The sequence below is a fragment of the Streptomyces coeruleorubidus genome, assembly GCF_028885415.1.
Classification (GTDB): Bacteria; Actinomycetota; Actinomycetes; order Streptomycetales; family Streptomycetaceae; genus Streptomyces; species Streptomyces coeruleorubidus_A.
Map to the genome: position 1 here is coordinate 9,196,146 of NZ_CP118527.1, position 18,838 is coordinate 9,214,983.

15 protein-coding genes and 2 pseudogenes are annotated in these 18,838 nt (G+C 71.9%); 8 read left to right on the forward strand and 9 right to left on the reverse strand.

All coding sequences use genetic code 11. The features are described 5' to 3' along the window. Positions 1 to 102 precede the first annotated feature (102 nt). Together PV963_RS42300 and PV963_RS42305 are read left to right on the forward strand one after the other, a co-directional pair. Positions 103 to 789 (forward strand): annotated as a pseudogene (locus PV963_RS42300) (RNA polymerase sigma factor). Continuing rightward, the gene (locus PV963_RS42305) at positions 782 to 1,750 is read left to right on the forward strand and encodes a CU044_5270 family protein (RefSeq protein ID WP_274821734.1); all 969 of its coding nucleotides are present in this window, start codon (positions 782 to 784) and stop codon (positions 1,748 to 1,750) included. Before PV963_RS42300 ends, PV963_RS42305 begins: the two are co-directional and overlap by 8 nt. 4 nt (positions 1,751 to 1,754) lie before the next feature. On the opposite strand, the gene PV963_RS42310 is transcribed toward PV963_RS42305, so the two are convergent. The 3 genes from PV963_RS42310 to PV963_RS42320 form a co-directional block, all read right to left on the reverse strand. Next, positions 1,755 to 4,490, reverse strand: a complete 2,736-nt coding sequence (locus tag PV963_RS42310; RefSeq protein WP_274821735.1) for a SpoIIE family protein phosphatase/ATP-binding protein — start codon at positions 4,488 to 4,490, stop codon at positions 1,755 to 1,757. Positions 4,491 to 4,654: 164 nt separating this feature from the next. Next, positions 4,655 to 5,200 (reverse strand): hypothetical protein, encoded by a 546-nt coding sequence (locus PV963_RS42315; protein WP_274821736.1) that lies wholly within the window; start codon positions 5,198 to 5,200, stop codon positions 4,655 to 4,657. Positions 5,201 to 5,228: 28 nt separating this feature from the next. Next, positions 5,229 to 5,687 carry an ATP-binding protein gene (locus tag PV963_RS42320; RefSeq protein ID WP_274822287.1) on the reverse strand — a complete coding sequence of 153 codons (459 nt, stop codon included), beginning with the start codon at positions 5,685 to 5,687 and terminating at the stop codon, positions 5,229 to 5,231. A 313-nt stretch (positions 5,688 to 6,000) separates the two neighbouring features. Here PV963_RS42320 and PV963_RS42325 point away from each other — a divergent pair, with 313 nt between their 5' ends. Together PV963_RS42325 and PV963_RS42330 are read left to right on the forward strand one after the other, a co-directional pair. Further along, a complete protein-coding gene (locus PV963_RS42325) occupies positions 6,001 to 6,231 on the forward strand; it encodes a DUF397 domain-containing protein (protein WP_037673508.1) in 231 nt (76 codons plus the stop codon). Between the two features lie 138 nt (positions 6,232 to 6,369). Further along, positions 6,370 to 7,284: a helix-turn-helix domain-containing protein gene (locus PV963_RS42330; protein WP_274821737.1), complete on the forward strand. Its 915-nt coding sequence runs from the start codon at positions 6,370 to 6,372 to the stop codon at positions 7,282 to 7,284. 60 nt (positions 7,285 to 7,344) lie between these two features. Here PV963_RS42330 and PV963_RS42335 read toward each other — a convergent pair whose 3' ends face one another. Further along, positions 7,345 to 8,172, reverse strand: a complete 828-nt coding sequence (locus PV963_RS42335; protein ID WP_274821738.1) for an SAM-dependent methyltransferase — start codon at positions 8,170 to 8,172, stop codon at positions 7,345 to 7,347. 157 nt (positions 8,173 to 8,329) lie between these two features. Between PV963_RS42335 and PV963_RS42340 the strand changes: the two are divergent. Both PV963_RS42340 and PV963_RS42345 read left to right on the forward strand, forming a co-directional pair. Beyond that, positions 8,330 to 9,529: pseudogene (locus PV963_RS42340) on the forward strand (molybdopterin-dependent oxidoreductase); the annotation flags it as partial. A 113-nt stretch (positions 9,530 to 9,642) separates the two neighbouring features. After that, entirely contained in the window at positions 9,643 to 10,134 is a 492-nt protein-coding gene (locus PV963_RS42345) for a hypothetical protein (RefSeq protein ID WP_274821739.1), read from the forward strand. 9 nt (positions 10,135 to 10,143) lie between these two features. Here PV963_RS42345 and PV963_RS42350 read toward each other — a convergent pair whose 3' ends face one another. Together PV963_RS42350 and PV963_RS42355 are read right to left on the reverse strand one after the other, a co-directional pair. After that, the gene (locus PV963_RS42350; RefSeq protein WP_274821740.1) at positions 10,144 to 11,523 is read right to left on the reverse strand and encodes a GH1 family beta-glucosidase; all 1,380 of its coding nucleotides are present in this window, start codon (positions 11,521 to 11,523) and stop codon (positions 10,144 to 10,146) included. After that, on the reverse strand, positions 11,520 to 11,744 hold the full coding sequence (locus PV963_RS42355; protein ID WP_274821741.1) for a hypothetical protein: 225 nt from the start codon (positions 11,742 to 11,744) through the stop codon (positions 11,520 to 11,522). Before PV963_RS42355 ends, PV963_RS42350 begins: the two co-directional genes overlap by 4 nt. A 118-nt stretch (positions 11,745 to 11,862) precedes the next feature. On the opposite strand from PV963_RS42355, the gene PV963_RS42360 reads away from it, so the two are divergent. Together PV963_RS42360 and PV963_RS42365 are read left to right on the forward strand one after the other, a co-directional pair. Beyond that, positions 11,863 to 13,545 (forward strand): hypothetical protein, encoded by a 1,683-nt coding sequence (locus PV963_RS42360; RefSeq protein WP_274821742.1) that lies wholly within the window; start codon positions 11,863 to 11,865, stop codon positions 13,543 to 13,545. Between the two features lie 167 nt (positions 13,546 to 13,712). Further along, entirely contained in the window at positions 13,713 to 14,858 is a 1,146-nt protein-coding gene (locus PV963_RS42365; RefSeq protein WP_274821743.1) for an RICIN domain-containing protein, read from the forward strand. A gap of 31 nt (positions 14,859 to 14,889) precedes the next feature. Here the strand turns inward: PV963_RS42365 and PV963_RS42370 are convergent, their stop codons facing one another. The 3 genes from PV963_RS42370 to PV963_RS42380 are packed head-to-tail and all read right to left on the reverse strand — an operon-like array spanning position 14,890 to position 18,834. Then, positions 14,890 to 15,891 carry an ABC transporter ATP-binding protein gene (locus tag PV963_RS42370; protein WP_274821744.1) on the reverse strand — a complete coding sequence of 334 codons (1,002 nt, stop codon included), beginning with the start codon at positions 15,889 to 15,891 and terminating at the stop codon, positions 14,890 to 14,892. Beyond that, positions 15,884 to 17,893: a dipeptide/oligopeptide/nickel ABC transporter permease/ATP-binding protein gene (locus tag PV963_RS42375; RefSeq protein WP_274821745.1), complete on the reverse strand. Its 2,010-nt coding sequence runs from the start codon at positions 17,891 to 17,893 to the stop codon at positions 15,884 to 15,886. Before PV963_RS42375 ends, PV963_RS42370 begins: the two co-directional genes overlap by 8 nt. Before the next feature lie 14 nt (positions 17,894 to 17,907). Beyond that, on the reverse strand, positions 17,908 to 18,834 hold the full coding sequence (locus tag PV963_RS42380; protein ID WP_274821746.1) for an ABC transporter permease: 927 nt from the start codon (positions 18,832 to 18,834) through the stop codon (positions 17,908 to 17,910). Positions 18,835 to 18,838 lie beyond the last annotated feature (4 nt).

Below are 18,838 nucleotides of genomic sequence, written 5' to 3' on the forward strand. Positions count from 1 at the left end.
ACCCTCTCACGCGCCCCGGGAACCCGAACGCGGGCATCGGCGAACAGGAGACGACCCTGCCCGTGACGTCGAAGGAAGCCCCATGAACCCGAGAGGCGACCGGTGACCGCACTCCCGAGCGTCGGAGCCCGCCACGCCCCAGGCCTGCGCGAGGAGTCCGACGCGTCGGTGATCGGGCGGTCCCGGGAGGATCCGGACGCGTTCGCGGCCCTCTTCGACCGCTACGCCGACGACATCCAGACGACATCCACCGCTACATCGCCCGGCGGCTCGGCACCGAGGCGGCCGACGACCTGATGGCCGAGACCTTCGTGATCGCCTTCCAACGGCGCCACAACTACGACCCGGCGCGGCCGCTGGCACGCCCCTGGCTGTACGGCATCGCCACCAACCTCGTCGGGCAGCACCGTCGCGCCGAGGCCCGCGGCCTGCGGGCACTGTCCCGCGCCGCCTCGGAAGCATCCGGCGAACGCAGCGGCGACGCCGAGCCGTTGGCGGACCGGGTGGCCGCCCGGGTCAGCGCCGAGAGCTTCCGCGCCGCACTGGCGGGCGCCCTCGCCGAGCTGCCCGCCCGTCACCGCGACGTGCTGCTGGTGATCGCCTGGGGCGACCTCGACTACGCGGAGGCCGCCCAGGCCCTGGACATCGGTGGGCACCGTGCGCTCACGCCTGCACCGGGCCCGGAAGAAACTGCGCGAAGCACTGGGAGGGTCGGACCCCACCGCCCCGGACGACGGGACGGACGAGCAGGAGAAGAACACCGAGACGGAGGAGAGCGCTCGTGGATGACCTGACCCTGGTGCGCGAACTGGAGGCCGACGTTCCCCCGCTGACGGACCGGGCCCGCACCGAGGCCCGTACCCGCCTGCTGCACGCCATCGACCGCGAGACCCGCCCGGGCCGCCCCGGCTCCTTCCCCCGGCGACTCGTCATCAGGACCGCGATCGCCGCGACGGCCACCGCGGCCGCGGCCACCGGTGCGGTCGTCCTGACGACGGGCGGCGAGGAACGGAAGTCCGGCACACCGCAGTTGGCGTCGGCCGGGGCGGTCCGGCTGCTGCACCGGGCCGCGGACAGGTCACGCCTCGACAGCGCGAACCTGCCGGTCCCGCGCAACGACCAGTACCTCTACACCAAGGAGATCACCACTCGTACGTTCCTCAGGAGCGGGAAGACCCAGCGGTTCACGGACGAGAGCTGGCTGTCGGTCGACGGCTCCAAGCCCTCCCGGTACAGCTACTTCGGCAGGATCCTCGACGAACCACCCCTGGGCGAGCACCGGGTGCGCTGGCCGCCCACCGAGTACGCGAAGCTCAGGAAGTGGCCCACGGACCCGGACAAGCTCCTGGCCTATCTCAGGCTCGGCGCGAGCGGCAGTCCCGAAGCCGACCAGGATGCCTACCTCAACGCCTGCCTGCTGATGCGCGGCCCGCGTGTGATGCCGCCGGGCCTTCAGGCCGCCGCCTTCGAGGCCGTCGCCCAACTGCCCGGCATCGAGCTGGACCACGACGCGGTGGACGCACTCGGGCGCCGCGGCATCGCCGTGTCGCACCCCGGCCTGTACTTCGCCTTCGTCTTCGACCCGAGGACATACGCCTACCTCAGCCTGCGCCAGGAAGGCTCCAAGGGCGGGAAATGGGTGGACGGGGAGCTGCGGGGCGGCCAGAAGTACACCGACGTCAAAGGACTGGTGGCGGTGGGAGTGGTGGACCGGATCGGCCGGCGCCCCCGAGCCGGCACGAGCCGATGACCGCTCACGGCAACGGCTGCTCCGCCCAGATCACCTTCCCGGCGGGCAGATAGCGCGTCCCCCAGCGCTCGGCGAGCTGCGCGACCAGGAACAGCCCCCGCCCGCCCTCGTCCGTCATCGTCGCGTACCGCAGATGCGGCGATGTACTGCTGCTGTCGAACACCTCGCAGATCAGGTTGCGGTCGCGCAGCACCCGGACGTGGATGGGGCCGCCGCCGTACCGGAGCGCGTTGGTGACCAGCTCGCTCAGGATGAGCTCCGTGGTGAACGTCAGCTCGTCCAGCCCCCACTCGGCCAGCTGCCGGGTCACCGCCGCCCGCACCTTGCCCACCGCCGCCGGGTCGGCCGGCACCGGCCACTCGGCGACCTGGTCGGCGGCGAGTGCCCGGGTGCGCGCGACGATCAGGGCGATGTCGTCGCTGGAGCGGGCCGTGACTCGTGAGTCGAGGACGGTCCGGCAGGTGGCCTCGGGGGACTGGCCGGACCGGCTCAGCGCCTCGCGCAGCATGTCCAGCCCGACGTCGATGTCCCGCTCCCGGTCCTCGACCAGCCCGTCGGTGTAAAGGACGAGCCGGCTGCCCTCCGCCAGCTCGAGCTCCGCCGTCTCGAACGGCAGACCGCCGAGCCCGAGCGGGGGACCGGCGGGCACGTCCGGGAACTCGACACTGCCGTCGGGATGGACCAGCGCCGGCGGGGGATGCCCGGCCCGTGCGACGGTGCAGCGCCGGGAGACCGGGTCGTACACGGCGTACAGACAGGTCGCACCGGTGACCGGGGCGCTGCCCTCCTCCTCCGTCTCGTCCTGGTCGATACGGCCGACCAGCTCGTCCAGGAGGGTTATGAGTTCGTCGGGCGGGAGGTCGAGGGCGGAGAAGTTGTGCACAGCGGTGCGCAGCCGCCCCATGGTGGCCGCGGCGTGCAGCCCGTGGCCGACGACGTCCCCGACCACGAGCGCCACCCGCGCCCCCGACAGCGGCAGCACGTCGAACCAGTCGCCGCCCACCCCGGCCTGCGCGGGCAGATAGCGGTAGGCGATGTCCAGTGCGTCCTGCTCGGGCAGGTTCCGGGGGAGCAGGCTGCGCTGGAGCGTCACGGCCATGCTGTGCTCGCGGGTGTAGCGGCGCGCGTTGTCGATGGAGACGGCGGCCCGCGCGACCAGCTCCTCCGCCAGGGCCAGCTCGTCCGTGTCGAAGGGCTCCGGCTTCTCGTAGCGCCAGAAGCTGACCACGCCCAGCACCAGGGAGCCGGCCCGCAGCGGCACGGTGATCAGGGAGTGGATGCCGTACTCCACGATCTGCGCGGAACGCTCGAGGTCCTGCGCCTGCCAGCCGGGGGCCCCGCTCAGCCGGGGTTCCAGGACGGGGCGGCCGGTGTCGAGGCTGCGGCCCTGCGGAGAGGACTGGACGAACCTGATCCGCTCGCCGACGGGGTAGAGCGGAGCGTCCTTGCGGACCCCGCTCAGCGCCGTACGGCTGAGGGTGGCCGCCGCGTCCGGCTGCCCGCCGCTCAGCACCGCGTCGAACAGGTCCACGGTGGCGAAGTCGGCGAACCGGGGCACCGCCAGCTCGGTCAGCTCCTCGGCCGTACGGGTCACGTCCAGGCTCGTGCCGATGCCCACCCCGGCGTCGTACAGCATGTTGAGCCGTTCCCGCGCGGTCTCGGCCCGGCCGGACAGGGCACGCAGCTCGGTGGAGTCGCGCAGCGTGGCGACACTGCCGGGCGGGACGCCCGCACGGTCCGTGGTGCGCTGGTTCACGGCGAGGAGCCGGTCCCCGACGAGGTGCACCTCGTCCGTGGCGACGCGCCCGGAGGCCAGCAGTTCGGCGGTGCCGGGGTCGAGCCCCAGGCTGAGCACGTGCCGGCCCTCGGCGTCGGCGGGCAGTCCGAGCAGCCGGTGCGCCTCGTCGTTGGCGAGCAGCAGGGTGCCCCCGTCGTCGACGATGAGCACGCCCTCGCGCACGGCGTGCAGCACGGCGTCGTGGTGTTCGTACATCCGGGTCATCTCGTGCGGCCCGAGCCCGTGGGTCTGGCGCAGCAGCCGCCTGCTCACCAGCGCGGCGCCCGCCGTCGCCAGGACGAGCGCCGCCGCGGCGGCGGACAGTACGAGCGGCAGCTGACGGTCGGCGGTGCCACCGACGTTGGCGGTGGTGATCCCGGCCGACACCAGGCCGACGACCTGGCCGTCCGGAGCTTTCACCGGCACCACGGCCTGCACGAGGGGGCCGATCGTGCCGGTGATCTGCTCGGTCACCGGCCTCCCGGCCAGCGCGGGCTCGAGGGTCCCGACGAACTTCTTCCCGATGCGGTCCGGCTTGGGGTGGGTGTAGCGGATGCCGTCGGTGTTCATGACGACGATGAAGTCGACCTTCGACTGCTCACGGGCGGCCTCGGCACGCGGTTGGAGCACCGCCGTGGGGTCGGGGCTCTCCAGCGCCTCGATCATGCCCGGCGCGTTGGCGAAGGTCTCCGCGACGGCGAGCGAACGGTTGCGGGCCTCCTGGGTCGTGTCGTGCCGCACTTGCAGGACCAGCGCCACCACGGCCGCCACCACCAGCAGCAGCACGATCACCACGACGAGCAGGAACACCTGTGCGGCGACGCTGCGTCCGCCCAGCACCGACCGCAGCCCCGCCACCGGATGCCACCGCGACGGGCCCGCCTCCCGCCGCTGCCGTTTCGACGGCGCAGCGCCGGGCCGCAGGGGCGATCGAGTCCCGGATCGACCCAAGAGTCGGACCATGTGCCATGTCTACACTGCCCGGCCGCGCGAGGCGAGGGGCATCACCCATGGTGACAGGGGGCCCTCACCGTTTCGTCACGTCTCCCGGCGCCCGGGACACCCGCGCACCGTGTCCGGCCCGGGGTCGCGCACGGACCGGGGACCCCCCCGGAAGTCCCGCGGCCTCAGGTGGCCAGGGAGCGGGCGAGCTCGGTCGTGGCCCGGGCGATCTCCGTGTCCTCGTCCGCCATCAGCCGGCCGAGCTCGTCGCGCCGGGCCCGCACCGCCTGGCGCGCCGCACGCTCCCACACCACCGGGTTCTCCCGGCGGTTCAGCAGCTTCGGATAGACGGCGGCGGTGCTCTCCCACTGCCGGGCGTCGGCGATGTTCTTGAGCAACTGGATGATCTGGGCGCGACAGGTCACCTGCGGCAGCTTCGCCAGCTCCCACAGGAAGGGAACCGTGGCCGCCGTCGCCTGCTCCACGACGAAGCCGAACTGGCAGATCCGTTTGCGCAGGTCGTCGAGTGCGGAGCGGGCGGTGTCGGCGTCACCCCAGGCGATGCCGTTGAGCAGGAGGGGAATGGCCGCCGCCGAACCGGTGGAGTCCTGGATGTCGCCCCAGGGCACGCGGTCCAGGGCCGTGAGCGGCGTGTTCCCGGCCACCCCGGACGGGGCGTCGGGGCGCTGTGGGCGCTCGCTGCTCGGGTGTTCCGTCGAAGCGCTGCGCATGGCGTGGGGCCTTTCCGCGGCAGTCGTGTCAGATGGGTGGACGGGTCGACAACCTGGCCCAGACCGTCTTGCCCGCCGGAGGGCAGGGGGTCCAGCCCCACTCCTCGGACAGGGCGTCGACGATGCACAGGCCCCTGCCGTGCTCCTGCAGGGCGGACCCGGCGGGGGCGTACACGGGCGGGTGGTCGTCGGGGTCGGAGACGGTGACCAGCAGGTGGGTGGGGTCCAGGAGGAATCCGAGCCGGATCTCCGGCGCACCCGTCGTACCCGGCGCGCCCGTCGTCCCCGGCGCCGCGTGCGTCGCGGCGTTGGCCGTGAGTTCGGTGATGACGAGGGTCGTGTCGTCGCAGCGGTGGTCGAGCGACCAGACATGCAATGTGTCGCGGGTGAAGGACCGGGCGCGCGCGAACCCCTCCCTGCTGCACTCGACGCGCAGGGCGGCCGAGGCGGAAAGGGCACCGGAGGGCTGCGGCATCGTCTCCGGCATCGGGGGCGGGGTCCCGTACGGCGTCGTCTCGTACGACGTCACCGTGTGCGGGCCGGTCGGGAATCCGGTGCTCGTGCCGGGTGCGCCCGCGTGCGCCGCGGCCCCGTTCGGCGGCCGGAGCACGTGCTGCGCAGCTGATGACACGGCATCTCCCCGATGCGAGGTCAGGACGCGGCGTCAGCACAGGGGTTGACGCCGCAGCTATTATCCACGCTGACGGCCCTCCCGTGCAATTGCACGAGAAATTGCGTGAAAATCAAGCCGCGTTGGGTATGCGAGCCGGGACACGAACGAGAACAGCAAGGAGACCGCGGTGCCACCAGTGCAGAACGGAGTGCAGGCAAGCTCGTTGGACGCCTGCTGGATCAAGAGCCGGCACAGCAATGCCGAGGGCAACTGCGTCGAAGTCGCCCCTCTCGTCGACGGCGGGATCGCGATGCGCAACTCCCGTGACCCCGACGGGCCCGCGCTCGTCTACACGGCGGCGGAGGTGGCGGCGTTCCTGGCCGGGGCGAAGGACGGCGAGTTCGACCACCTGCTGTGAAGCCCCCAAGCTGTGAAGCCCGCATGGTGATGTGGAGCTCAACTCCTCACTTCCCTGGGGCTTTTTCGAGGGATGCGGGGACGCCCGGTGAAGTGCGATAGTGTAAGTCGCCCTTGTGCCGGTCTGCTGGGAGTCAGGATGTCCGCCGCGTCGCATCGCATCTCCCGTCTGGAACCCTACCTGGACAGGCCCGAGCCGGCGCCGACTCTGCTGAAGATGCTGGTCGGTGTGCAGCTGGCAGGCTTCCGGGAGGACGCCGGGCTCGCCCAGGACCAGGCGGCGCGCGCTGTCGGTTTCAGCGCCGCGAAGCTGTCCCGCATCGAGTCCGGCAAGGGCCGCCGCCCGCCGACGGAGAACGACGTCCGCGCGCTGCTCCGGCTGTACGGCACCGACGACTACGAGGCCTCGGTGCTGCTCAAGCTGTTGCAGCGCGCCGGCGAGCCGGGCTGGTGGCAGCGGTACGACAAGCGGCTGATGCCCGAGTGGTTCGACCGTCTGGTCGGACTCCAGGAGGCCGCCGCCACCATCCGTACCTTCGAGATCCAGTACGTGCCCGGCCTGTTGCAGACACCCGCCTACACCCGGGCCGTGGTGGAGCGGGGGCTGCCGAACGCGCCGGCCGGTGAGGTGGAGCGGCGCGTCGAACTGCGCCGGCGCCGGGCGCAGTTGCTGTTCCGGCCGGACGCCCCGCAGCTGTGGGCGGTCATGGACGAGTCCGTGCTGCTGCGCGTCCTGGGCAGCACGCAGGTCATGCGGGAGCAGCTCGCGCACCTCGTGGAGATGGCCGAACGCCCCAACGTGACGTTGCAGATCGTCCCGCTGAACGTCACGAACGCCTCGGCGCCGGCCATCCCGGTCACCTATCTGCGCTTCGGTGGTCTCGATCTCCCCGACGTGGTCTACCTGGAGCACATCAAGAGCGCGAACTTCCTAGAGGACCTCGACGAGACGGAGGAGTACCGGATCGCGCTGGACCGCCTCGCGGACGAGGCGCTCAAGCCTCGTGACTCCCTGGAACTGCTGCGCACGACGATGGAGCAGCGCTACCCGTGACGCTCGAATGCCTCGCGCGGGACGACCGGCGTCCCGCGCGAGGCACTTCTCGCACCTGAGTCAGTTCTCCAGGGGAACCCGGCCCACGCCGCCGAACTCGATCCACTCGTGGGTGAGCTGACGGGGCGCCACCTCGGTGTCCGGACGCCATGTGGACACCTCCACCAGCCCCGGCTCCAGGATCTGAAGACCCTCGAAGTACGTGGCGACGTCCTTCTCCTCGCGCACGCGGCCCCAGTGCCCCTGGGTCGCCTGGTCCATGAAGTTCGTGACGAAGTCACGGACCTCGGGGTCCTCGCTGACCAGCTGGCACATCACCATGAAACTGCCGGGCGCGAGCCGCTCCCGCACCCGGCGGGCCACCGCGAGCGGCCCGTCGGTGTCGCTGTCCGGGATGCAGTGGAACACCGAGTTGAAGAGCACGCACACCGGCTGGGAGAAGTCGATCAGCCGCTTGGTGTCGGGGTGGTCGAAGATCAGGTCGGTCTCGCGCATGTCCGCGTGGATGACGCTCGTGCGCTCGTCCTGCTCCAGCAGCGCACGGCCGTGGACCAGCACCATCGGGTCGTTGTCGACGTACACCACGTGGGTCGTCGGGTCGATGCGCTGGGCGACCTGGTGCACGTTGTCCTGCGTCGGCAGGCCTGATCCGTGGTCGAGGTACTGCCGGATGCCGTACTCCTCGGAGAGGGTCCGCACGACCCGCTGGAGGAAGCGCCGGTTGTTCAGCGCGAGGCGGCGCGTGCTGGGCACGACCTTGTCGAGTTCCTCGCACGCGGCTCGGTCGGCCGCGTAGTTGTCCTTGCCGCCCAGGTAGTAGTCGTACATGCGCGCTGCCGTCGGCACGTTCGCGTCGATCTCGGTGGACAACTGCTTCTCGGAGTGCATCGTTCCCCCTGCGTGGTGCCGCGCCAACGGACTGGCTGGACAGGAAGTACATCCTAGGGAGCGGGAGTTGGGCGCTGCCAGCCCAGTGGCGAAGGTGCCCACGATCGAACGACCGGATGATGGTCTCCCGCGACGCAGTGTGCGCCCTGTGGCACCCGTGTGTACGCAGCGTCACCGGAGGCTTCGGTGGTCACCGCGGGGTACGTACGACTCCGGCACGCCCTGGCCGTCCCGGACGGACACGCATCTGGGGACCGGAACAGCCGAGCAGGACGTGGAGCGGTGGGTGCAGTCCGCCTCGCTGCTGCACTCCAACGGCGACGCGATGGACATCGCGGTCCGCGAGGGCCGCATCGTGGGAGTGCGCGGCCGGGCCGCGGACCGGGTGAACCGCGGGCGCCTGGGCCCCAAGGACCTCTACGGCTGGCAGGCCAACGCCTCCGCGGACCGGCTCACCAGGCCCCTGGTCCGTGAGCAGGGCCGACTGGTGGAGTCCGACTGGGACACCGCCATGGACCGGATCACCGCCCGGACCCGGCACCTCCTGGACGACAAGGGCCCGGGCTCGATCGGCTTCTACACCACCGGACAGCTGTTCCTGGAGGAGTACTGCACGCTGGCCGTCCTGGCCCGCGCCGGCCTCGGCACCAACCATCTGGACGGCAACACCCGGCTGTGCACGGCGACCGCCGCCGAGGCGCTCAAGGAGACCTTCGGCTGCGACGGGCAGCCCGGCTCGTACGAGGACATCGACCACGCCGACACCGTCGCCCTGTTCGGGCACAACATGGCCGAGACGCAGACGGTCCTGTGGATGCGGCTCCTGGACCGCCTGGAGGGAGGCGACCCGCCCCGGCTGGTGTGCGTGGATCCGCGGTACACGCATGTCGCCCGGCGCGCCGACGTCCACCTGGCCCCGCGCGCGGGCACCAACGTCGCGCTGCTCAACGCGCTGTTGCACGAGATCATCCGCACCGGCCGCGTCGACCGGGCCTACGTCGACGCGCACACCGTCGGCTTCGAGGAGCTCGCGGCCGCGGTCGAGGAGTGCACGCCCCGGTGGGCGGCCGGGATCTGCGACGTGCCCGCCGCGCAGATCGAGCGGGCGGCGGAGATCCTCGGCACCGCCGAGCGGCTGCTGTCCACGGTCCTCCAGGGCGTCTACCAGTCCCACCAGGCCACCGCTGCCGCCGTCCAGGTCGACAACCTGCACCTGATCCGCGGCATGCTGGGCCGTCCCGGCCGCGGACTGCTCCAGATGAACGGGCAGCCCAGCGCCCAGAACACCCGCGAGTGCGGCGCGGACGGCGACCTGCCGGGCTTCCGCAACTGGCAGAACGACCGGCATGTGGCCGACTGGGACCCGGTCTCCAAACAGCCCCTGTTCAAGACCGGCGCGGCGCGGGTCACCCTCATCGCGCGGCGCGCGAGCGAGCCCGGTGCCCGGACCGGGACGGCGGGGAGCAGCACATGACCGGCATCGGCACCACCCTCCGTCTCCTGCACGACGGCGAACGCGACCTGGAGCAGGATCTGCTGGCCGCCGCCGCACGGCACCACACCGACCACGAGTTCCACCATGTCGCCCTCGACGTCGCCCGCTGGTCACGCGAGCACGCCGCCCGCCTCGCGGCAGCGGGCCGTGACCACGGCCTCGACCTGTCCGGCCCGCGCGGCAACCCGTCGCCCGGCGCGCTCGCCGCGCTCCGGGAGAAGGCGTCGGAAGCCCTCGGCCGACGCCCCGGGACCGGCCCGCTCCTCCTGCACGACCTGCGCGATCTGCACCTGACGGCCGCGCGGAACTCCCTCCACTGGGAGATGCTCGCCCAGGCGGCGCAGGCCACCCGGGACGAGCGGCTCCTGGCGCTGGTCACCGACTGCCACCCGCAGACGCTCCGGCAGCTCCGCTGGACCAACACCATGATCAAGATCCTGGCACCGCAGCTCCTGACCAGCGTCTGACCCGGGCCGTCACCGCCGCTGCGCGGCGATCACCGACCGGTACCAGTGGTAGCTGTCCTTCGGCGTCCGCTGCTGCGTGGCGTAGTCGACGCGGACGATCCCGAAGCGCTTGTCGTAGCCGAAGGCCCACTCGAAGTTGTCGAGGAGGGACCACACGTAGTAGCCCCGCACGTCCACGCCGGCGTCCATCGCGGCCCGCAGCGCGGTGAGATGGTCGCGCAGATAGGCGACCCGGTCGCTGTCGTGCACGGCCCCGTCGGGGCTCACCTCGTCGTCCTCCGCCGAGCCGTTCTCCGTGATGTGGAGGGGCGGCAGGGCGTCGCCGTACCGCTCCTCGAGCCCCACGAGCAGATCGGTGAAGGTGTGGGGCGCCACGGCCCAGCCCATGGCGGTGCGCCGCACGCCGGGCATGGGCACCTCCGCGTAACGGTTGTCGGTCGCCACCCGCTGCGCCGGGTCGCTCTCGCGGTACGGGGCGTCTGCCACGACGATCGGCCGGTAGTAGTTGATGCCGAGGAAGTCCAGCGGCTGGGAGATCAGCTCCAGGTCGCCGCCCTGCCGGAAGTCCTGACCGGTGATCAGCTCGCCCCAGGTGTCCTCCTCGGTGGCCGGGTAGCGGCCCGCCAGGATCGGCTCGGTCCACACCAGGTTGTGCTGCGTGTCGGCGCGGGTGACGGCCGCCCGGTCGGCGGGGGAGTCGGTGGCGGGGAGGTTGTGATCGAGGTTGAGGGTGACGCCTACTTCGCGTACGCCGGCCGCCCGCAACGCGCGTACGGCCAGGCCGTGCCCGACCAGCAGGTGATGAGCGGCGGCCACCGCGCCCCGGCCCTCGCGGGCGCCCGGGGCGTGCCGGCCGACGGAGTAGCCGAGGAAGGCGCTGCACCACGGCTCGTTGAGGGTGATCCAGCGCGGCACCCGGTCGCCCAGGTGTCCGGCGACGACGGCCGCGTACTCGCCGAACCGCTCGGCGGTCTCCCGCACCCGCCAGCCGCCACCGTCCTCCAGGGCCTGCGGCAGATCCCAGTGGTAGAGCGTGGCAGCGGGCTCGATGCCGGCCGCCAGGAGTTCGTCGACCAGTCGTGAGTAGAAGTCCAGGCCCTTGGGGTTCACCGGGCCGGACCCGTCCGGGACGATGCGTGGCCAGGCGATCGAGAACCGGTAGGAGTCCACGCCCAGCTCCCGCAGCAGTGCCACGTCCTGCGGATAGCGGTGGTAGTGGTCGCAGGCGACGTCACCGGTGTCGCCGTTCGCCACCAGGCCGGGGGTGTGGCTGTAGGTGTCCCAGATGGACGGTCCGCGTCCGTCCTCCTGCACCGCCCCCTCGATCTGATACGAGGCGGTCGCGGCCCCGAACACGAAGCCGGGCGGAAAGCTCGGGAAGTCAGTCATGTTCTCAAAGATGCCCGCCCCGGCTCCTCGAACCAGGGGAAACCACCGGGATCGGCGGCGGCGCGCGCTTCGAGCACGTAGAACCTCGGCCAGATTCCGTCGGTGGCGGCGAAGACCGCGTGACGACTGCTGAATTCGAGGGTGTCGGCGGGCTGCCGCGATTCGAACTGCCGGATGCCCGGATCGCCTGCCCAGCAGCCGGCCGAAGCACGCGGCCGCATCGGCGCACCCTGCCGAAATCCGAACCGAGAATATGGAAATACGAGAACTCGCCGGTGATCGAGGGCATGTCCGCAACCGCTATTCTCACGGCTTCGGCCGCTTTCCCAGGAGAAACCCATGGGCGACTATTACGACCTCGGCACGCACAGCCGTCCCGTCACCACGTCCTCAGCCGAGGCCCAACTCTGGTTCGACCGGGGCCTGGTGTGGACGTACGCCTTCCACCACGAGGAAGCCGTCGCCTGCTTCGAAAAGGCCGCCGAGGCGGACCCGGAGTGTGCGATGGCGTACTGGGGTATCGCCTACGCGCTCGGCCCGAACTACAACAAACCCTGGGAGTTCTTCGACGACGAAGAGCTGGTGCGGACCGTCGAACGCACGCACAACGCGGTAGAACGGGCCCACGACAAAGCCGTTCACTCCACACCGGTGGAACAGGCCCTCGTCGGCGCGCTGCGGGCCCGCTACCCGCAACCGGAGGCCGTCGAGGACTGCTCGGTGTGGAACGAGCCCTACGCGGACGCGATGCGCGCGGTCTACGAACTGGCGCCCGATGACCCGGACATCGCCACCCTGCACGCCGACGCGCTGATGAACCTCACCCCCTGGCAGCTGTGGGACCTGGCGACCGGTCAGCCGGCCGAGGGCGCACGGACCTCGGAGGCCAAGGCCGTACTGGAACGTGCGCTCGGGACCGACGCCGGTGCGCGGCACCCCGGGGTGCTGCACCTGTACATCCACCTGATGGAGATGTCCCCGACACCGGAGCAGGCCCTCACTGTCGCCGACCGGCTGCGCGGCCTCGTGCCCGACGCCGGGCACCTGCACCACATGCCCTCGCACCTCGACGTCCTGTGCGGCGACTACCGCCGCGTCGTCGCGGCCAACAGTGACGCGATCGCCGCCGACGAGAAGTTCCGCCGGCGTGCCGGCGCGATGAACTTCTACACCCTCTACCGGGTGCACAACTACCACTTCAAGATCTACGGGGCCATGTTCCTCGCCCAGGCACAGGTCGCCCTCGACACCGCCGCCCAGCTGGAAGCCGCCATCCCCGAAGAGCTGCTCCGCGTGCAGAGCCCCCCGATGGCCGACTGGCTCGAAGGCTTCCTCGCCATGCGCGTCCACGTACTGATCCGCTTCGGCCGCTGGGCCGACATCCTCGCCCTGCCCGCCCCCGCCGACCAGGAGCTGTACGCGGTGACCACCGCCATGCGGCACTACGCCCGGGGCGTCGCCCTCTCGGCCACCGGCGAGGTCGGCCGGGCGGAGGCCGAGCGCGAACTCTTCGGCGCGGCGGTGAACCGGGTGCCCGAGACGCGGATGCTGTTCAACAACACTTGCCGCGACATCCTCGCCGTCGCGGCGGCCATGCTGGACGGAGAGCTCGAATACCGCAGGGGCAACCACGACCTCGCCTTCGCCGCCCTGGAGCGGTCGATCGAGCTGGACGACGGCCTCCCCTACGACGAGCCCTGGGGCTGGATGCAGCCCACCCGCCACGCCTACGGCGCGCTGCTGCTGGAGCAGGGCCGGGTGGCGGAGGCCGAGGCGGTCTACCGCGCGGACCTCGGCCTCGACGCGACCCTGCCCCGACCCCTCCAGCACCCCGGCAACGTCTGGTCCCTGCACGGCTTCCACGAGTGCCTGCTCCGGACGGGCAAGACCGCCGAGGCGGCCCCCGTGGCCCAGCAGCTCAAGATGGCGACCGCGCTGGCCGACGTCCCGATCCAGGCGTCCTGCTTCTGCCGCCTGGACACCGCGCCCGGCCCCCAGTCGGCCGACGGGTGCTGCCACTGACCCGTCAGCCCGACAGGCCTACGGCCACTGCGGGCAGCGTCAGTCGCCAGATGCAACAGCAGCCTGTGCGGAGCGGGCGACGAGGTGTCCGAAAGGCAAGTGACAGGACGGGGATTGGCAGAATCCCGGATTGTCCCCGGCCAGGGGCGGGACGAGGATGGCCGGACATGGGGAGACAGCGTCCGTTACCGCAGGAGGCGCGCAGCGCCGCCGAGTTCGTGGCGTGCATGCGACGACTCAAGGAACAGAACAGCCTGACCTACCGTCAGTTGGAGGCGAACGCGGAGCGGCGCGGAGACGTGCTCGCGCGCAGCACCGTGGCCGACGCGCTGCGCCGGGACTCGCTGCCGCGTGCGGAGGTGGTCGCCGCGTTCGTGCGCGCGTGCGGGAGCGGCGAGGACGTCGACACGTGGCTGGAGGCCAGAGACCGGCTGGCCGCCGCCGAGCCGTCGCACGCGGAGGACGGATCGGCGCACGGGGACGACAGGGCGATGCGCGGGGACGGTGGTGCGTCGCACGCGGACGAAGGGCCCTCGACCGCCGACGAAGAGCCGACGCCCGACAGGACACCGGAACACTCCGCCCGGTCAACGGCCGTGAACCCGGTCATGGCCACCACCGTGAACCCGGCCGTCGCCCACGCCCCGTTCGCCGGCCGAGTCAGAAACCGGCGAGCTCTCGCCGCCACCGCCGGTGCCGCGCTGCTGCTCGCCGCTGTGGGGGCCTGGGCGCTGCTGCCCGGCGAGGACGGCGGCAGGGACGCGGCGGCGCGGGCGGCCGGTGCCGCACCACGCCTCGCCTCCACCTCGACCACCGACGTCGACGGCCCGGCACCAGGACGATCCAGGATCCGGCCCGCCCTGGCTCCCGAGCTCTGCGTCACCGAGGGCCACGACCGCAAGGGGCGCTACCGAAGCCAGGTTGCCGTCCAGCGCCCCTGTGCCGACGCCACACCACCGGACCTCTCACTGGTGTCGGTCGGCAACACGGGCTCGTACTACATCCAGTGGCGCCACCCGGTGCACGGCGACGGCTGTCTCACCGCACTCGGCAGCGGTCATGTCGTCGAGGGACTGCTCGAACCCTGGCCCTGGGAGAGCTGTTCGGCGGACCGCACCAGCCAGCACTTCTTCTTCGAACCTGTCGACGGGTCCAACGGGTCCGAGGGGAACGACTACCGGATACACGTGGTGCACAACGGGATGTGCCTCGGCGTCCACGGCACCGACGACCGTTCGGCGGGTGCCGAGATCGCCCAGCAGCGTTGCACCGGGGCACGGGACCAGGAGTTCCTGGTGGATGCCGTCGACTGACTCCGCCCGTCGAGTTGAATGACACAGCCCGTCAAACAGTCACCGGCGGTGTCTCCTCCAGAGGGAAATGGCATGCCGCGCCGTGGACTGGCCCCCGCGGCGGAGGCGCGGGCACCGCCTCGGCGCACAGGTCCCGCACCTGCCGGCACCGCGTCCGGAACCGGCATCCGGACGGCGGGTCGGCCGGTGAGGGGGTCTCACCCGTGAGCAGGATGCGCTGCCGTGTGCGTCCGCCGCCGGCCACGGGGGAGGGGGCCGCCGACAGCAGCGCCTCCGTGTACGGGTGGCGCGGTCGCTCGTAGACCTCCTCCGTCGGGCCCGTCTCCACGATCTTGCCCAGGTACATCACGGCGACCCGGTCGGCGAGGTGCCGCACCACGGACAGGTCGTGCGAGATGAACACGTAGGACAGTGCCAGCTCGTCCCGCAGGTCGCACAGGAGGTTGAGCACCTGTGCCTGCACCGACAGATCCAGCGCGGAGACGGGTTCGTCGCAGACGATCACCTCCGGCTCCAGCGCCAGGGCGCGGGCGATGCCGATCCGCTGCCGCTGTCCTCCGGAGAACTCGTGCGGGTGACGGCTCGCGTCCGACGCGCGCAGGCCGACCATCTCCAGCAGCTCGGCCACGCGGGCCGCCCGCTTGGAAGCGGGTACGAGGCCGCGGTGGGTCAGCCAGGGCTCGCCGATCAGATCCGCCGCGCACAGACGGGGGTTGAGCGAACCGAACGGGTCCTGGAACACCATCTGCACCTTCCGGCGCCAGGCGAGCAGCTCCGCACCCGACAACGTGAAGGGGTCGACTCCCTCGTACCGCACGGTGCCCGCATCGGGCCGCTCCAGCCGCAGGAGGACCCTGGCCAGCGTGGACTTGCCGCACCCGGATTCGCCGACCAGGCCCAGGGCCTCCCCGCGCGCCAGCGTCAGGTCCACTCCGTCCAGTGCCCGCAGCCGGGTGCCGCCTCGCACGGTCTTGCGGACCGTGAAGCTCTTGGCCAGGCCGGTGGCCTCCAGCAGTGCCCCGTGCTCAGGCATCGGCCAGTTCCTTCCCGAAGTGGCAGGCGGCGGCCCGGCCGGTCCCGGTGCCGGTCAGCGCCGGACGGTGGGTGGCACAACGCTCCCGGGCCATGGGACAGCGTGTACGGAAGGCACAGCCGGCCGGCACCGCACCCGGGTCCGGTGGGCTCCCCGGGATGGAGCTCAGGCGGGAGCCCCGGTGCCGCTCGGCCGGTACCGACGCCAACAGGCCTCGGGTGTAGGGGTGATGGGGCTTGCCGAACACCTCGGCGACCGGCCCGGTCTCCACCACCGTCCCCGCGTACATGACGGCGACCCGGTCCGCGTGCTCGGCGGCGAGCCCGAGGTCGTGCGTGATGAGGACGAGCGCCGTTTGCTGTTCGCCGCGCAACTCGCCGAGGAGGTCCATGATCTGTGCCTGCACGGTGACGTCCAGTGCCGTCGTGGGCTCGTCGGCGATCAGGACCCTCGGCCGCAGGGCGACCGCCGTCGCGATCAGGAGGCGCTGGCGCATCCCTCCCGAGAACTGGTGCGGGTAGGCGTCCGCCCGGGAGCGGGCCTCCGAAATGCCCACGCGTTCCATCAGCTCCACCGCCCTGGCCTTCGCCGCGCGCCGGGACAGGCCCTCGTGGATGCGGAACGGTTCGGCGAGCTGGGTGCCGACCGTGAGGACGGGGTTGAGCGCGCTGAGCGCGTCCTGGAAGACCATGGCCACACCCGGGCCGGTCAGCCGGCGTCTGGCCCGTGCTCCGAGCCCGAGCAGGTCCTCGCCGTCGAGGCGCACCTGCCCGCCCATCACCTCCGCGACCGGGTCGAGCAGGCCGGCGACGGCGTGTGCGGTCATGCTCTTGCCGCAACCCGACTCGCCCAGCAGCGCCAGCGTCTCGCCCGACCGCACGGAGAAGCCGACCCGGCGGACGACGTGGACGGGTCCGGCCGGGGTGTGGACGTCGACGGACAGGCCGTCCACGACCAGGACGTCGGCCGCCGTGGCCCGTTCGGTGCCGGTGGGACGGCTGCCGCCGGGAGCGGCGGCCGGGTCCGGATCGGAGACGGCACCGCCACGAGGTGCCGGGCCCGCGCCCGCCCCGCGCGACCACCGGGAACGCCGGCCACTGCGCCGGACCCCCTCCCGCCACCGCTGCCCCGGGTCGGTCGTCATCCGGGCCCAGGACGCGAGAACGGTCGCCGAGACGGTCGTGAGGACGATCGCGAGCCCCGGGAAGAGCGCGATCCACCACGCGCTCTGCAACTCCTGCCGCCCCTGGGCCACCATCAACCCCCAGCTGACGTCCGGCGGTTGGATGCCGATGCCCAGGAAGCTCAGCGACGACTCGGCCAGCATCACGAAGCAGAAGTCGAGCGCGGCGACGGTGAGCAGCGTCGGCAGCACACTCGGCGCGACATGCCGCCGGATGGCCGCCCAGCTGCCCGTGCCGAACGTACGGGCCGCGTCCACGAACAGCCGGCTGCGCAACTCCGCCGCCTCGGCCCGGGCCGTGCGCAGATACACCGGGATCCGGGCGACGGCCAGCACCAGCACGATGCTCGCCGCACTCGGCGAGAAGACGTACAGCACCACCACGGCCAGCAGCAGGGAGGGGAAGCTGAGGATCACGTCGGCCACCCGCAGCGACACGTTCTCGCGCCAACCGCCGTGATACCCCGCCCACATGCCCCACACCGAGCCGACGACCAGCGAGCACAGCACGGCCGGCACGGCCACGGCCAGTGTCGTCCCGGCCGCGGTCAGCAGCCGCGCGGCGACGGGCCGGCCGAGGGAGTCGCTGCCGAGGACGAAGGCCCAGCCGTGGTCGAGACCGAAGGGAGGCCGGCCCGGGGCGCGCAGGTTCTGACGGGTCGCCAGATCCCCGGCCAGCAGCGGCCCCAGGACGGCGCACAGCGCGACCAGTACCAGGACGAGGGCCGCCGCGCAGGCGAACCGGTCCCGGAGCAGCAGGGCGAACCACCGGCGCCGGACGGTCGTACCGCCCGCCTCGGATGTGGCTTTCTGAAGCATGTCCCGTCCTTGGCTCATACCGCCGCCCGCTGCCGTACCCGCGGGTCGAGAAGCGCGTGGCTGAGGTCCACCAGGATGTTGAGGGCGAAGATCGCCAGAGCGGTCAGGAGCACCGCCGCCTGAAGAACCGCGAAGTCGCGCTGGAGCACCGAGTCGATCATGAGCTTGCCGATGCCGGGCCAGCCGAAGATCGTCTCGACGACGACGGCGCCGTTGACCAGCCCCACGGCCAGATCGCCCGCGACGGTCAGCGCCGGTGCCGCCGCGTTGCGCAGGGCGTGCCCGAAGACCACCCGGGGCTCGGAGGCCCCCTTGGCGCGGGCCACCTTCACGTACGGGGCGGACAGCGCGGAGCCCATGGCGCCCCGCACCACCTGCACCAGCACGCCGAACGGGCGGATCAGCAGCGTGGCCACGGGCAGCACCCACGCCGCCGCGCCGCTCGTGCCGGAGGTGGGCAGCCAGCCCAGCGTGACCGCGAAGACCAGCACGCCCATGATGGCGATCCAGAAGTCGGGGACGCTGGCCGCCGTGGAGGACAGGAAGCTCGCGATCCGGTCGGTCGCCGAGTTCGGTCGGTAGGCCGCGAGGCTGCCGATGACCACGGCGCCCACGACGGCGAGCAGCATCGTCCAGCCGGCGAGTTGGAGGGTGGCGGGGAAGGCCCGCAGGACGGCCTCGGCGGCCGGCTGGGCGGTGCGCAGCGACTCGCCGAAGTCGAGGTGGGCGACCTGGGCGAGATAGTCGCCGAACTGGCTGATCAGCGGGTCGTCCAGGCCGTTGCGGGCGGCGAACTCGGCCCGCATCTCGGGCGTCGCGCTCAGCGGCAGATACAGGTTGGCGGGGTCGCCGGTGAGGCGGGCCAGGAAGAACACGCCGAGGACCACCACGAGCAGCGGGACGACGCTGGAGACCGCGCGGCGGCGCAGCAGGGTCAGCACGTGA

Excerpts from the sequence above, each read along its gene's own strand:
- PV963_RS42310 (WP_274821735.1), bottom strand. The coding sequence starts at position 4,490 with ATGGTCCGACTCTTGGGTCGATCCGGGACTCGATCGCCCCTGCGGCCC.
- PV963_RS42315 (WP_274821736.1), bottom strand. The coding sequence starts at position 5,200 with ATGCGCAGCGCTTCGACGGAACACCCGAGCAGCGAGCGCCCACAGCGC.
- PV963_RS42320 (WP_274822287.1), bottom strand. The coding sequence starts at position 5,687 with ATGCCGGAGACGATGCCGCAGCCCTCCGGTGCCCTTTCCGCCTCGGCC.
- PV963_RS42330 (WP_274821737.1), top strand. The coding sequence starts at position 6,370 with ATGTCCGCCGCGTCGCATCGCATCTCCCGTCTGGAACCCTACCTGGAC.
- PV963_RS42335 (WP_274821738.1), bottom strand. The coding sequence starts at position 8,172 with ATGCACTCCGAGAAGCAGTTGTCCACCGAGATCGACGCGAACGTGCCG.
- PV963_RS42345 (WP_274821739.1), top strand. The coding sequence starts at position 9,643 with ATGACCGGCATCGGCACCACCCTCCGTCTCCTGCACGACGGCGAACGC.
- PV963_RS42350 (WP_274821740.1), bottom strand. The coding sequence starts at position 11,523 with ATGACTGACTTCCCGAGCTTTCCGCCCGGCTTCGTGTTCGGGGCCGCG.
- PV963_RS42355 (WP_274821741.1), bottom strand. The coding sequence starts at position 11,744 with ATGCGGCCGCGTGCTTCGGCCGGCTGCTGGGCAGGCGATCCGGGCATC.
- PV963_RS42360 (WP_274821742.1), top strand. The coding sequence starts at position 11,863 with ATGGGCGACTATTACGACCTCGGCACGCACAGCCGTCCCGTCACCACG.
- PV963_RS42365 (WP_274821743.1), top strand. The coding sequence starts at position 13,713 with ATGGGGAGACAGCGTCCGTTACCGCAGGAGGCGCGCAGCGCCGCCGAG.
- PV963_RS42370 (WP_274821744.1), bottom strand. The coding sequence starts at position 15,891 with ATGCCTGAGCACGGGGCACTGCTGGAGGCCACCGGCCTGGCCAAGAGC.
- PV963_RS42375 (WP_274821745.1), bottom strand. The coding sequence starts at position 17,893 with ATGCTTCAGAAAGCCACATCCGAGGCGGGCGGTACGACCGTCCGGCGC.